Source organism: Streptomyces sp. NPDC037301, from assembly GCF_055602785.1.
The window spans coordinates 21,426-34,358 of the sequence record NZ_JBVJWD010000039.1 but is presented as its reverse complement, the minus strand read 5'-3'; the positions used below and the strand labels follow the sequence as shown (position 1 = coordinate 34,358).

Genomic DNA, 12,933 nt, shown 5'->3' with positions numbered 1-12,933 from the left:
AGTCCGAATATGTTGTCGCACATGCAGTCCTACACAATCGGGCAGGCGGCGCGTCTGCTGGGGGTCAGCCCCGACACGGCCCGTCGCTGGGCGGACGCCGGAAGGGTCGCGACCCACCGTGACGAAGGCGGCCGCAGGCTCATCGACGGCCGTGATCTGGCCGCGTTCTCCATCGAGATCGGCCAGGGCGGGGGAGGCGAGGACGAGACCTCGTACACGTCGGCCCGCAACGCCTTCCCGGGCATCGTCACCGGAGTGAAGCTCGGCGATGTCGCGGCCCAGGTAGAGATCCAGGCAGGCCCGCACCGGCTGGTGTCGCTGCTCACCCGGGAGGCCGTCGAGGAACTCGGCCTGGAGGTCGGTATGCAGGCCACCGCTCGTGTGAAGTCCACCAACGTGCACATCGACCGCGTCTGATCGCGTATCACCTGCGACGCACATCAACTCCAAGGAGCCCCCCGTCAACATGACGACCACCTTCACCAGGCGCCGCACAGCTGCCGCGATCGCGACCGCCGCCCTGCTGTTCCCGCTCGCCGCCTGCGGCAGCGGTGACGACAACAAGAAGGACTCCGCCGGAAAGTCCGCGGCGTCGTCCGGCGCCCCCGAGGGCCGGCTGACGGTGCTGGCCGCGGCCTCGCTCACCGATGTGTTCAAGACCGCGGGCGCCGCGTACGAGAAGGAACACCCGGGTACGAAGGTGACGTTCTCCTTCGCCGGGTCCCAGGAACTCGCCGCCCAGGTCAAGCAGGGCGCACCCGCTGACGCCCTGGTCACCGCGGACACCAAGACGATGGACGGGCTGAAGTCCGACACCGGTACCCCCACCGTCATTGCCAAGAACCGCCTCGTCATCGCCACCGGGGAGGGCAACCCGGAGAAGATCGCGAACCTGAAGGACCTGACCGACCCCAGGCTCAAGGTGGTCCTGGCCGCACCCGAGGTTCCGGTCGGCCGCTACAGCAAGCAGGTCCTCGACGCCCAGAAGCTCACCGTCAAGCCGGTGTCCCAGGAGCCCAACGTCCGCGCCGTCCTCAGCAAGGTCGAGCTGGGCGAGGCCGATGCGGGCATCGTCTACCAGACCGATGCCGCCACGGCCACCGACAAGGTCGACGCCGTCGACATCCCCGACGCGCAGAACGCCGTCGCGTCCTACCCGGCGGCTACGCTGCGGCAGTCCAAGAACACCGAGGCCGCCACGGCGTTCGTGAAGTGGCTGAGCACCCCCGAGGCGCAGAAGATCCTGCAGGCCGCAGGCTTCCAGCAGCCGTAGCCGGCACGCCGTACGCACCGCAGGGGCTGCCCGGGCCGGGGAACCGGGGCAGCCCCTGCGGCTGAGCCAGCCCTGCACCTGCCGACCGATCCCGGGAACCTCCGATGAAAGCCCTCCGCAGCCGTGTGCCCGGCGCGCGCACCCCTGTCGCCCTCGCGCTCCCCGCGCTGCTCGCCATCGCGTTCCTGTTGATGCCGTTGATCGGCATCCTGGCCCGGACCTCCTGGGCCGACCTGGGCACTCATCTGACCAGCCCCGGTGTCACGCAGGCGCTCAGGCTGTCCCTGCTCGTCTCGTTCTGGGCCCTGGGCCTCTCGCTCCTGCTCGGGGTGCCCCTGGCCTGGCTGCTGGCCCGGGTCGACTTCCCCGGCAAGGCGCTCGTCCGCTCACTGGTCCTCCTGCCGATGGTGCTGCCGCCCACTGTCGGAGGCGTGGCACTGCTCCTCGGCTTCGGCCGCCGGGGTCTGCTCGGACCCTGGCTCGAGAACACTTTCGGGATCACGCTGCCGTTCCACACCTCGGGCGCGGTGGTCGCGGCGACCTTCGTCGCGATGCCGTTCCTCGTCATCAGCCTAGAAGGAGCACTGGCCGGTCTGCGCCCCTCGTACGAGGAGACCGCCGCCTCGCTGGGGGCCTCACCGGCCCGGGTGTTCTTCACGGTCACCCTCCCGATGGTCGCCCCCGGTCTCGCCGCCGGTGCCGCACTCACCTGGGCGCGGGCGCTCGGCGAGTTCGGTGCGACCATCACCTTCGCGGGCAACCTGCCGGGCACCACCCAGACGCTGCCCCTCCAGGTCTACCTGTTGCTCCAGGACTCCCCGGAGGCCGCCACATCGGTATCGCTCCTCCTGCTCGCCATAGCCATGGCCGTACTCGTCGCTCTGCGCGGGCGCTGGACCGGAGCGCCACGCGACCGCTCACGCGGCCCCGAGCCCGTGGCCGACGACACGGACGGCAGGGGCGATACGGACACCACAGGTGCTCAGGCCGCCCGACGGAGCGACGAAATGCCTCCGGTTCCGCAGGAACGCCGGTCGCTGCACGCCGAGGTCACCGGCTTCAACCGGCTGACCCTCGACGCGGCGCCCGGCACCACGATCGCCGTCGTCGGACCCAACGGCGCGGGCAAGACGACCCTCCTGCGCGCCCTTCTCGGCCTGACCCCGCGCGCCCGGGCCCGACTGCGCCTCGGCGAAACCGATGTCACCGAGTTGCCCCCGCACCGCCGCCAGGTGGCCTGGGTGCCGCAGAACGGTGCGCTCTTCCCACATCTGAGCGCACTGACGAATACCGCGTACGGGCTCCGCGCCCACGGCGTTCCCCGGGCCGAGGCCCGCCGCGAGGCGCAGCAGTGGCTCGACCGGCTGGGCGTCGGCCGTCTCGCCCACCGCAGGCCCGCCCAGCTCTCCGGCGGCCAGGCCCAGCGCGTGGCCCTGGCCCGGGCGCTCGCCGCCCGCCCCTGGCTGCTGCTGCTCGACGAGCCGCTCGCCGCGCTCGACCAGACCACCCGCGCCCATGTCCGGCACACCCTGCGCACCCATCTCGCCGGGTTCGGCGGCGTCTGTCTGATCGTCACCCACGACCCCGTCGAAGCGGTTTCACTGGCCGACCGGGTACTCGTACTCGACGAGGGCCGCACCCTCCAGTACGCGGCGCCTGCCGAGGTGACCCGGCATCCGCGCTCGCCGTGGGTCGCCCGGATGCTCGGCCGCAACGCCTGGCCCGGTACCGCTGCTCCCGACGGCACCCTCGCCCTCGCCGGCGGCGGCCGCCTGGTCGTCGCGGACTCCCTCACCGAGGGGACGGCAGCCCTCGCGGTCATCGCGCCGGAAGCGGTCGCCGTGCATCACGACAGGCCCGGAGGAAGCCCCCGCAACGTCTGGTCCGGAACGGTTCGCGAGCTCACCGCCGTGGGCAGCCGGCTCCGGGTGGTGATCGCCTCCGACGAGGCTCCGGACCTGGTTGCCGAGATCACCCCCGAGGCGGCGACCGAGCTGGCTCTCAGCGAAGGGACGGCCATCTGGACCAGCGTGAAGGCAACCGAGGTCACCGTCGTCACCCTGTGACGGAATCACCTCCTCGACGTGATCGAACCGGAAGACCTCGACCTCGATGAGCTCGTGTCGTTCGAGCCGGTCGAAGGCGTGGTCACCGACCTGCTGAACCGTGGAGACATCCGAGCGCCGGGGGAGCAGGTGCCGCTGGGCAGCTCCGACCGTGGCCCGTACAGCCGTCGTCGCGGGGACCGCTTCGGCGGTCAGCGGACGGGTTCAGCAGCACCAGCAGGCGAAGTTCGCCGCACGCGACGCCCAGGAAGCGGCCGAAGGGCAGGTGCAGCAATATGCCGCGGAGCCGCAGACCGCACAGCAGCAGGCCCCGCCGCACCGCCTGCGGACGATCTCATCAGCCGGTTGGAGCGGCCGGCCGAGCTGAAGAAGCAGGGCATCCTGACCGATGCCGAGTTCGAGGCCCAGAAGATGAAGATCCTGGCGGACTGATCCGGTTGTGCCGCGGCGGGGAATCGTGCGGTCGGAAAATCAACGGCTGTCGGCCCTGCCCACGACGCGACAACTGTTCCATGTCGAGCGAGTTGCCGCAGAAGCGTGGCCCATTAAGACCAGGACCCGGTCGGTCTAAATGTGCTGTGCCCCTGACCTGGAGGGGGCGGTTGCAATTTCACATTTCCTTTATCTCCTTCGACGTCGTCGATCGGTGCTCCTCCGGCGTTTTACTTTGTCGATCTCCCGACCGCGTGCGACGTTTGATCCGGCCAGGTCGAAGCAATTCGGATACGTGTCGGGAAAAGGGGAAGTTCATCGTGCAAACCGCCAGGGCCGTCCCGGCATCCACCGTCATCAATCTTCGCGACCTGGGCGGCATCGCTCTGGGGCCTGACCATCGGGTCCGGTCGGGCGCCGTGCTGCGCTCCGGCCAGCTCAGCGGCCTGGACGCGGCGCAGGACATGGCGGTGGCCGCGCTCGGTATCCGTACCGTCGTCGATCTGCGCACTGCCGACGAGCGTGCGGCGGCCCCCGACCGGCTGCCGCCCGGTGCGCGGCTCTTCGTCGCCGATGTGCTCGGCGACAACCCGGGTGTGGCGCCCGCCCGGCTGCGTGCGCTGCTCGCCGATCCGCTCGAGGCGGAGCAACTGCTGGGGAGCGGGAAGGCCGAGGAGATGTTCGCCGAGACCTACCGTCAGATGGTGCTCTCGCCGGGTGCCGCCGCCGCTTACCGGGCCTTCGTGGAGACGGCCGCCGACGACCGGGCCCGCCCGGTGCTCTTCCACTGCACGGCCGGCAAGGACCGTACCGGCTGGGCCGCCGCGCTGCTGCTGATGCTGGTCGGTGCGTCACGGGATGTGGTGCGGGCCGAGTTCCTCGCGGTGAACCCGGTCGTTCGGGTCGCCTACGCCCCGTACGTACAGGGCTTCCTCGATGCGGGCGGTGACCCGGAGATCGCGTCCGCGATCATCGAGGTCCGCCCCCGCTATCTCGACATGGCGCTGGACGCCATGGACGAGAGGTGGGGCGGGCTCGACGGGTATGTGCGCGATGGCCTGAGAATTCCGGAGGCCGCGGTGGAGCGGCTGCGCAGCGGGCTCGTGGTGTCCGCCTGAGCCGGACGCCGAGACCCCGGTCCCTTCCCGGTGTCATCGGCCGGTCTCTCTCGGAAGTGAGAAGAAATCGGCAAGCCATGACGCACTCCCGGGTTGACCTGATACCCCCAGGGGGTATGTTGAGTCCCATCGTGGAGCGTCGCCTCCCGATGGACCCGATGGAGGACACCGTCATGAACAACGCACTGAGGATCACGGCTTTCGCCGCCGCGCTCGCCGCGACCTTCGGGACCGCGTACGGCGTGGGGAGGGGCGCCGACCCGCTCGTGGCCGCTGAGGACCGCCCCGCGCAGCAGCACGCCGGCCACGGCGCGGGAGAGGAGAACAGGGTGAAGGGGGCGACGGATCAAGTGGCCAAAGGACTGCAGATCTCCGACGGCGGTTACACGCTGACCCTCGAAACGCCCACCATACGGGCAGGGGCCCGGACCGAGATCAGGTTCGCCATCACGGATGACAGTGGCCGCAAGGTCACCGCCTATCAACGCGAGCACGGCAAGGAACTGCACTTCATCCTTGCGTCGAGCGATCTCACCGAATTCCGGCACCTGCACCCCGTCCGCGCCGCCGACGGCATCTGGTCGACCCCCGTCGACCTGCCCGAGGCCGGTGGCTACCGGGCGTTCGCCGACTTCACGCCGGCCGCCGAGGGTGCCGAGAACCTCACGCTGGGCGCGGATCTGGCCGTCTCCGGCACCTACCGCCCCGCGGCTCTGCCGGTCCCGCGCACCACCGCCGAGGTGGACGGCTACCGCGTCGCACTCGACGGCGAACTCCGCGCCGGCCAAGGCGGAGAGCTGAAGCTGACCGTCAGCCGGAACGGCGGGCCCGTCACCGATCTGCAGCCTTACCTCGGCGCGTACGGGCATCTGGTCGCGCTGCGCTCGGGCGACCTGGCCTATCTGCACGTCCACCCGAACGAGGGCGGCCCGGGGCCCGAGGTGTCCTTCACGGCGACGGCGCCCAGTGCGGGTACGTACCGGCTCTTCCTCGACTTCCAGCACGAAGGGAAGGTCCGCACCGCGGCGTTCACCGTTCCGGTGGCGGCCTCGGGGAAGGGGGGCGCCGGCCATGAGGAGAGCCGGGCAGGGGCAACCGGCGGGCACGCGCACTGAAGCGGGCGCGAGGGTGTGCCCCCCAACCCCGAAGCGGCGTTGCGCCGACGCCCGTTGCGAGGTGACGACGTGGGCACAGCGGGTGCTCCTGTGGCCCCTCGGTATCGTGAAAGGGCAGGATCACGAATCCTCCGAGAGGGGCGTACGTTGACCGAACGCAAGCCTGCGGGCGTCAGCTTCGAATCATGGGTCGACAAGCAGATCCGCGAGTCCGAGCAACGCGGCGACTTCTCGCAGTTGCCGGGATTCGGCAAGCCGCTCGACGGCCTTGACGCTCCCTATGACGAGACCTGGTGGATCAAGCAGAAGATGCAGCGGGAAGGGGTGTCGGTGCTCCCGCCGACACTGGCGCTGCGCAAAGAGGCGGAGGATGTGCGCGACGCCGTGCCCGGGGCGCGGACGGAGGCCGAGGTGCGGCGCATGCTGACGGAAGTCAACGAGAAGATCCGGGCAGCCATCGGGCGCCCGCCGCCGGGCCCCTTGCTGAACCTCAAGCCGTTCGACATCGACGCCATGGTCGAGGAGTGGCGCGCCGCGCGCGGACCGTCGTAGCAGTCGGGAGCCCGCGGACCCGGGAGTGGGTTCCCCGCAGCCGGATGCGTAATACTCGCTCCATGACATCGAGCATTACGCGTCCGGGTGGCGGGGCGCGCAGCGAGGCGGTACGGATCAGGCGGGCGACCGCACGGGACGCGAAGCGGCTCACCCGGCTGGTCAGGAAATCCCGAGCCTATGAGGGACACTACGCCGCCATGGTCGCCGGATACCGGGTGGGGCCCGACTACATCGAGACCCACCAGGTCTTCGCGGCCGTCGAGCCCGGCACCGACCGGCTCCTCGGCTTCTACTCGCTGATCCTCGCCCCGCCGGAACTCGACCTCATGTTCGTCGCCGACGATGCGCAGGGGCTCGGCATCGGGCGGCTGCTCATCGGGCACCTGCGCGACGAGGCGCAGAGCGCCGGCCTGACCGGCGTCCGTATCGTCTCGCATCCGCCCGCCGAGGGCTTCTACCGCAGTGTCGGAGCCCGGCGGACCGGCACCCTTGCTGCCAGCCCGCCCGCGGTGATGTGGGAACGGCCCGAACTGCTACTGCCGATCGCCTGACCCGACGCGGAAGGGCACGGCCGGAACCCGTGCACGGACCCCGGCCGAACCCCCCTTTCCAGCACGTTGTGTTACGAGATCCAGCCCCCTACGGACGCGTGATGATCTCCATGGCGTGACCGGCGGGATCGAGGAAGTAGACGCCTCGGCCGCCGTGGTTGTGGTTGATCTCGCCCGGATGCTTCCGATGCGGATCCGCGTAGTACGTGATCCCGAGCTCCTTGATACGGGCATACGCCGTGTCGAACTCCGCCTCCGAGACGAGGAAGGCGTAGTGCTGCATGACGATCGACGCTTCGGGAATGGTCGCGAAGTCCAGGGTGACCCCGTTCGCGGTGGCGACCGGTATGAACGGGCCCCATTCCCCGCCGACTTCCAGACCCAGTATGTTCGCCAGGAACTCGGCGGATTCCCGGTTGTCACGGGCGTGAATGATGGTGTGATTCAACTCGACTGACACTGTGGAATGCCTCCAACGGGCATCTCACGGGCGCCTCCACGCCTCACCCGGCCGGTGACCGACGCGCGATGCCGTACTCAAGATCCTAGGCGGGGTCGTGCCGGTCGTCGAGGCCCGGTGCGCCCGCCGCGAGGTCTACGGTGGGGGAGGAGGGGAAGGCGAAGTACTCCGCGCATTCGGACGGAGGCGCACGGTGACCTCGACATCCCACCTCCCCGGCGGCCCGGGCCGCGACATTGGCCGCCACGAGACGCCGGAGGAACGGGCGGACCGGCAGTGGAACGAACTGCTCCAGGAACTGCGGGTGGCCCAGACGGGCGTCCAGATCCTGTTCGGCTTCCTGCTCGCCGTCGTCTTCCAGCCGCGCTTCACCGAGCTGTCGGACACGGACCGCACCATCTATGTGGTCACCGTGATGCTGGGCTCCGCCACCGTTGCCGCCCTCATCGGGCCCGTGTCGTACCACCGGCTGCTCACCGGACGGCGGCTCAAGCCGCAGACGGTCACCTGGGCGTCACGGCTGACCGTGCTCGGGCTGGTTCTGCTGCTGTGCACCATGTGTTCCGCGCTGCTGCTCATCCTGCGGGTGGCCCTGCACAACCCTCTCGCCCTGTGGCTGGTCGGCGGCATGGCGCTGTGGTTCCTGGTCTGCTGGTTCGTGTTTCCGGCCTGGGCGCTGACCCGCTCCTCACTCGAGCGAGAGAAGTGACCGCTGTGCGCGGGAGGTCCGTTCAGCCGGAATCGCCGGCAACGGGGCCTTGGGCGTCCGTGACCGTGAAGAGCCCGCCGTCCGGGTCCAGCAGAGTCGCCTCGCTGCCCTGCCCCAGCGGACGCTGCTCGACCAGACTGCCGCCGTGCCGCCGCGCCGCCTCGACCGTGGCCACCAGATCGGCGACGGGGAAGTGGACCTGCCAGTGCGGGCGGACCAGCGGATCGGGTGCCGCCTCCACTGCACCGGAGCTGATCCGGGCGAGCTGACGCCCCTCGCACTCGACGATGACCTCGTCCTTCTCGTACGACACCTCGCAGCACCCGGGCCGCCCGCTCGCCCAGTCGAGCACCCCGCCGTAGAAGATCGCCGCATCGAAGGCGTTCCTGGTGTGCAGTCGCAGCCAGGCGTGCGAGCGGTCGTCCGGCGCGGGGGGCGAAGTCGCGGGCTCGATCCGCTCCCAGATGCCGAACACCGCACCGTCGAGGTCCGCCGCCAGGGCCCCGCGCCCCTTGCCGAGTGCCAGCGGTCCCACCGCGACCGTGCCGCTGCGCTCACGGATGCGTGAGGCCGCCGCGTCGGCGTCGGGGACGGCGAAGTACGGGGTCCAGGCCACGGCCACCCGGTAGGCGGTCGCCACCGCACCGATGCCGGCGACCGGCACATCCCCGCGGCGTGCGACGGAGAACTCCTGCCCCAGCTTGCCCGGCCGGAAGGTCCAGCCCAGCACGGCGGCGTAGAACTTCTGCGCGGATTCCAGGTCGCGGGTCATGAGGTTGACCCAGCAGGGCGCTGCGGATCCGGTCAGCGGCGCCGGCATCGACGCCGTCCCAGGATGGCTTCCGGTCATGGTCCTACTGCCTTCATCGGTTCTGCGGCCTGCGCGTGCCGGCGGCCGTCGGAGCCTCACCAGCCTCGCCGCGAGCGGTCGCTCCCGCAACACGCAGCACCCCGCTGCCTCGCCGCAGCTGCTCAGTGAGGCGCCTGCGTCCCCTGGTCTCCCGGAGGCCGGTCACGCTGCTCGTCGCTGTCGCGACGGATGGTCTCGCTTCCGTGGTCACCGAGCTCATAGGGGGACAGGCCCCGGCCGTCGGGCGGGAAGCTGTCGTCGCCGTGGACATCGCGTTGCTCGATATGGCTCCGGTGGTCGGGCCGCAGCGGCTGCTCCTCGGGCCGGGGTGGAGGCAGCTCCTGGGCTCGGCGCCGCCTGCCCAGCCAGACGGCACCGATCAGCACGCCCACCAGCGCCACTCCGACAATGCCCATGATCACGCCGGTCGCGCCCCGCCCGTCGGCGAGGGTGAGGGCCAGCGAGCTGAGGTCTCCGTTCGATACATCCATGCCTCCCGGATACCCCGAGGCAGAGGCGGCACTCGGTAATGACTGTGAATTCATGTTTTAAGTGGATATAAATCTAAAAGTGTTTCGGTCCCGCGAGGGGCGATCGGAGAAGGTCTCCGGCGTCTGGACCATCCACGTGCCGACGGCTTCGTGTCGCCGTCACCCAGCAGTGGGGCGAGCCTGGAGAGGATCCTCGAATCGCTGGAGGGAAGCGATGGCAGTGCCGAATCCGCTCAGCCGGTGGCCGGTCTACCGACAGTTGACCGGTGGTGATCCGCTGGGCAGAGGGCGTGCCGCGATGTCGCCTGCCACGGAGGGCCTCAGGCCCCGTACTGCCACGTCCGACCGGGTCGTGCAGTCCGTCTGTCCGTACTGCGCGGTCGGCTGCGGTCAGCAGGTGTACGTCAAGGACGACCGGGTCGTACAGATCGAGGGTGACCCCGATTCGCCGATCAGCCGGGGACGGCTCTGTCCGAAGGGTTCCGCGACGCTTCAGCTCACCACGGGCCCGTCCCGCCGCCACCAGGTGTTGTACCGGCGCCCGTACGCGACCGACTGGGAGCCGCTCGACCTGGATACCGCCATGGACATGGTCGCCGACCGGGTGGTCGAGACCCGGCGCAGGACCTGGGAGTGGGAGCACGAGGGGCTCCGCACGGCCCGCACGCCCGGTATCGCCGGCCTCGGCGGGGCCACCCTTGTAGGTGAGGACTTCCGCGACACCGAGGACCTCGACGGTGTCTTCTCCGGCCTGGACGATGAAGAGCACCTCTACGACCCGCGGAGCCGGCAGTACGAACAGTGCGTCGACGACAGCGACGCGCACGTCCGTACCCACGGAGCGGCCGGGCCCGAGGCGCACGGCTCCGGCGGCCCACGGACCGCCGCACGGCCCCCGCGCGACGAGGCACTCCAGCACCCCCGCTGCGTCTGCCAGATCCTCAGGCGTCACTACGCGCGCTACACCCCCGAACTGGTCGAGGAGATCTGCGGGGTGCCGCACGACCTGTTCCGGCAGGTGTGCGACGCGCTGACCGCCAACTGGGGACCCTCGGCGGCTGCGGCCGACCGGCCGCCGTCGGGGCCGGGATCGCCCTGCTCGCCGGTTCGGCCTGCACACGCCTCGGGATCTTCGCGGCAGGCATCGCCTCCGCCGAGGACCCCGTCCACACCGTCGGCCCCCAGCGCGGGGACGCACCACACAACGCCGAGCGGAAGGAACCGCGGTGAACAGCATCAAGGAGAAGCAGACGGAGGAGAGCTCGCACGTGGAGGACGTCTCTGTCGTCATCAGCGGGTGCGATACGGGCGACGCGCGGATGGTCTTCGACGCGCTGCGGGCCGCCTTCACCACTGACCGGGCCTCGGTCGACGTACCGAAGAAACTCGCGGAAAGGCGCCCCACCGCATGGGTGGCGACCGTCGATGTCACCGAGGAGAGAGTGGTCTCGGGACCGGTCTCACTCGGCGGCCCCGTGTCGATCGACGTGCAGGGCGGCTACTGGGCGGTCGAACGGCTCCGGCGGAGCCTGGCGCATGCCTTCGACGTACGGGTCGTCGGGACGGTCTCCGGAGATCAGGAGGAAGAGGTACGCCTCCGCCTGAAAAGCCGAGAGAGCCGAGAAAGCCGAGAAAGCCGATAGGCCGACCGGCCACGGCCCGGCGACGGAGCAATGAGGCAGGAAGGTATTACATATCTGATAGAAAGCAGACAAAGGCCACCTCTGAAAGGTGTGAGTGAGTGGACCCCTCTCGCGGGCGGGATGACGGTGCGCAACAGCCGGGAGCAACCGGCGACCGTTCCACCCTGACGCTGCACATCAACGGAGCCGAGCAGACTCTGACGCTCGATCACCGCACCACGGTCCTGGACGCGCTCCGCGAACACCTCGACCTCACCGGCGCGAAGAAGGGCTGCGACCACGGACAGTGCGGGGCGTGCACCGTCATCGTCGATGGACGGCGCGCCAACAGCTGCCTGCTGCTCGCCGTCGCCCACGACGGCGCCCGCATCACCACCGTCGAGGGCCTCGCCGACGGCGACCGGCTCCACCCCGTCCAAGAAGCCTTCCTGGACCGCGACGCCCTGCAGTGCGGCTACTGCACACCCGGCCAGATCTGCTCGGCCGTCGGCATGCTCGGCGAGGCGGCGGACGGCTTCCCGTCCCATGTCACCGCTCGCACCGCACCCGTATCCACCCCGGCGCCGCTCGACACCCCCGAGATCCGCGAGCGGATGAGCGGCAACCTGTGCCGCTGCGGCGCCTACCCCCGTATCGTCGAGGCGATCGAGGACGTGGCGCCGTGAAACCATTCGCCTACCTCCGCGCCCGGTCCACCGCCGAAGCGGTCCGTGAGAGCTCCGCCCACCCCGGCGCCGGATTCCTCGGCGGCGGCACCAACCTCGTCGACCTGATGAAGCTCGGAGTGGAAACCCCCGACCTGCTCATCGACATCAGCCGACTGCCGCTGGACCGGGTGGGCGACACCGACAGCGGCGGACTGCGCATCGGCGCGACCGTACGCAACAGCGATCTGGCCGCCCATCCCGCTGTACGCACCCGCTACCCCGTCCTGTCGCAGGCGCTGCTGTCCGGCGCATCCGGGCAGCTCCGCAACACCGCCACGACCGGCGGCAACCTGCTGCAGCGCACCCGGTGCCCCTACTTCCAGGACACTTCCAAGCCCTGCAACAAGCGGGAACCCGGCACCGGCTGCCCCGCCATCGAGGGCGCCCACCGCGATCTCGCCGTACTCGGCCACTCCGAGCACTGCGTCGCGACGCACCCGTCCGACATGGCCGTGGCCCTGTCCGCGCTCGACGCCACCGTCCAGCTGCACGGGCCGGACGGCGAACGGACCCTACCCGCCACCGAATTCCACCGGCTGCCGGGCGACACCCCCCACCGGGACACCGAGATCCGGGCCGGCGAGCTCATCACCGAGGTGGTCCTGCCGCCGCGCCCGGACGGCGCCGGTTCCCTCTACCGAAAGGCCCGCGACCGCGCCTCGTTCGCCTTCGCCCTCGTGTCCGTCGCCGCGGTACTGAGCGTCCGCGACGGCCGGATCGAGCATGCGGCGCTGGCGTTCGGCGGGCTTGCCCACCGGCCCTGGCGCGCACACGCCGCAGAAGACGCACTCCGGGGCGCACCCGCGACCGATGAGACCTTCGAACGGGCCGTGGACGCCGAACTCGCCGCGGCCCGGCCGCTGCGCGACAACGCGTTCAAGGTGGGCCTCGCCCGCAGTCTGGCCGTCGACGCGCTGGCCGAACTCGCCGCCGACAGCTGAGCAACCGCACAAAAGCCGACCC

General features: G+C 70.3%; 15 protein-coding genes and 1 pseudogene. 13 read left to right on the top strand and 3 right to left on the bottom strand.

What is annotated here, in order from left to right; translation table 11 throughout:
• The first annotated feature begins 21 nt into the window (after window positions 1-21).
• The 8 genes from ACZ7IB_RS37350 to ACZ7IB_RS37315 all read left to right on the top strand — a co-directional run bounded on the left by ACZ7IB_RS37350 (window position 22) and on the right by ACZ7IB_RS37315 (window position 7,110).
• Window positions 22-417 (top strand): TOBE domain-containing protein, encoded by a 396-nt coding sequence (locus tag ACZ7IB_RS37350; RefSeq protein WP_383074873.1) that lies wholly within the window; start codon window positions 22-24, stop codon window positions 415-417.
• Between the two features lie 49 nt (window positions 418-466).
• On the top strand, window positions 467-1,273 hold the full coding sequence (gene modA / locus ACZ7IB_RS37345; RefSeq protein WP_470918860.1) for a molybdate ABC transporter substrate-binding protein: 807 nt from the start codon (window positions 467-469) through the stop codon (window positions 1,271-1,273).
• A 104-nt stretch (window positions 1,274-1,377) separates the two neighbouring features.
• Complete coding sequence (locus ACZ7IB_RS37340) at window positions 1,378-3,339, top strand: ABC transporter permease (RefSeq protein ID WP_470918859.1); 1,962 nt, start codon at window positions 1,378-1,380, stop codon at window positions 3,337-3,339.
• Between the two features lie 18 nt (window positions 3,340-3,357).
• Window positions 3,358-3,771, top strand: a complete 414-nt coding sequence (locus ACZ7IB_RS37335; RefSeq protein ID WP_470918857.1) for an SHOCT domain-containing protein — start codon at window positions 3,358-3,360, stop codon at window positions 3,769-3,771.
• 320 nt (window positions 3,772-4,091) lie between these two features.
• On the top strand, window positions 4,092-4,889 hold the full coding sequence (locus ACZ7IB_RS37330; protein ID WP_470918856.1) for a tyrosine-protein phosphatase: 798 nt from the start codon (window positions 4,092-4,094) through the stop codon (window positions 4,887-4,889).
• 173 nt (window positions 4,890-5,062) lie between these two features.
• A complete protein-coding gene (locus ACZ7IB_RS37325) occupies window positions 5,063-6,004 on the top strand; it encodes a hypothetical protein (RefSeq protein WP_470918909.1) in 942 nt (313 codons plus the stop codon).
• 147 nt (window positions 6,005-6,151) lie between these two features.
• Window positions 6,152-6,556, top strand: coding sequence for a DnaJ family domain-containing protein (locus ACZ7IB_RS37320; protein WP_470918855.1), 405 nt, complete (start codon window positions 6,152-6,154; stop codon window positions 6,554-6,556).
• Between the two features lie 62 nt (window positions 6,557-6,618).
• Complete coding sequence (locus tag ACZ7IB_RS37315; protein ID WP_470918854.1) at window positions 6,619-7,110, top strand: GNAT family N-acetyltransferase; 492 nt, start codon at window positions 6,619-6,621, stop codon at window positions 7,108-7,110.
• An 88-nt stretch (window positions 7,111-7,198) separates the two neighbouring features.
• On the opposite strand, the gene ACZ7IB_RS37310 is transcribed toward ACZ7IB_RS37315, so the two are convergent.
• Complete coding sequence (locus ACZ7IB_RS37310) at window positions 7,199-7,570, bottom strand: VOC family protein (protein WP_470918853.1); 372 nt, start codon at window positions 7,568-7,570, stop codon at window positions 7,199-7,201.
• A 193-nt stretch (window positions 7,571-7,763) separates the two neighbouring features.
• Between ACZ7IB_RS37310 and ACZ7IB_RS37305 the strand changes: the two genes are divergently transcribed.
• Entirely contained in the window at window positions 7,764-8,279 is a 516-nt protein-coding gene (locus ACZ7IB_RS37305; RefSeq protein WP_470918852.1) for a DUF6328 family protein, read from the top strand.
• A 22-nt stretch (window positions 8,280-8,301) separates the two neighbouring features.
• On the opposite strand, the gene ACZ7IB_RS37300 is transcribed toward ACZ7IB_RS37305, so the two are convergent.
• Both ACZ7IB_RS37300 and ACZ7IB_RS37295 read right to left on the bottom strand, forming a co-directional pair.
• Window positions 8,302-9,129 (bottom strand): VOC family protein, encoded by an 828-nt coding sequence (locus tag ACZ7IB_RS37300; protein WP_470918850.1) that lies wholly within the window; start codon window positions 9,127-9,129, stop codon window positions 8,302-8,304.
• Between the two features lie 122 nt (window positions 9,130-9,251).
• Entirely contained in the window at window positions 9,252-9,620 is a 369-nt protein-coding gene (locus ACZ7IB_RS37295; protein WP_470918848.1) for a DUF6479 family protein, read from the bottom strand.
• Between the two features lie 214 nt (window positions 9,621-9,834).
• On the opposite strand from ACZ7IB_RS37295, the pseudogene ACZ7IB_RS37290 reads away from it, so the two are divergent.
• The 4 genes and pseudogenes from ACZ7IB_RS37290 to ACZ7IB_RS37275 form a co-directional block, all read left to right on the top strand.
• Window positions 9,835-10,686 (top strand): annotated as a pseudogene (locus ACZ7IB_RS37290) (formate dehydrogenase); the annotation flags it as partial.
• Between the two features lie 160 nt (window positions 10,687-10,846).
• Window positions 10,847-11,263, top strand: a complete 417-nt coding sequence (locus ACZ7IB_RS37285) for a hypothetical protein (protein WP_470918847.1) — start codon at window positions 10,847-10,849, stop codon at window positions 11,261-11,263.
• A 98-nt stretch (window positions 11,264-11,361) separates the two neighbouring features.
• Entirely contained in the window at window positions 11,362-11,928 is a 567-nt protein-coding gene (locus ACZ7IB_RS37280; RefSeq protein WP_470918846.1) for a 2Fe-2S iron-sulfur cluster-binding protein, read from the top strand.
• The gene (locus tag ACZ7IB_RS37275; protein ID WP_470918844.1) at window positions 11,925-12,911 is read left to right on the top strand and encodes an FAD binding domain-containing protein; all 987 of its coding nucleotides are present in this window, start codon (window positions 11,925-11,927) and stop codon (window positions 12,909-12,911) included. Before ACZ7IB_RS37280 ends, ACZ7IB_RS37275 begins: the two co-directional genes overlap by 4 nt.
• The last annotated feature ends 22 nt before the right edge of the window (window positions 12,912-12,933 follow it).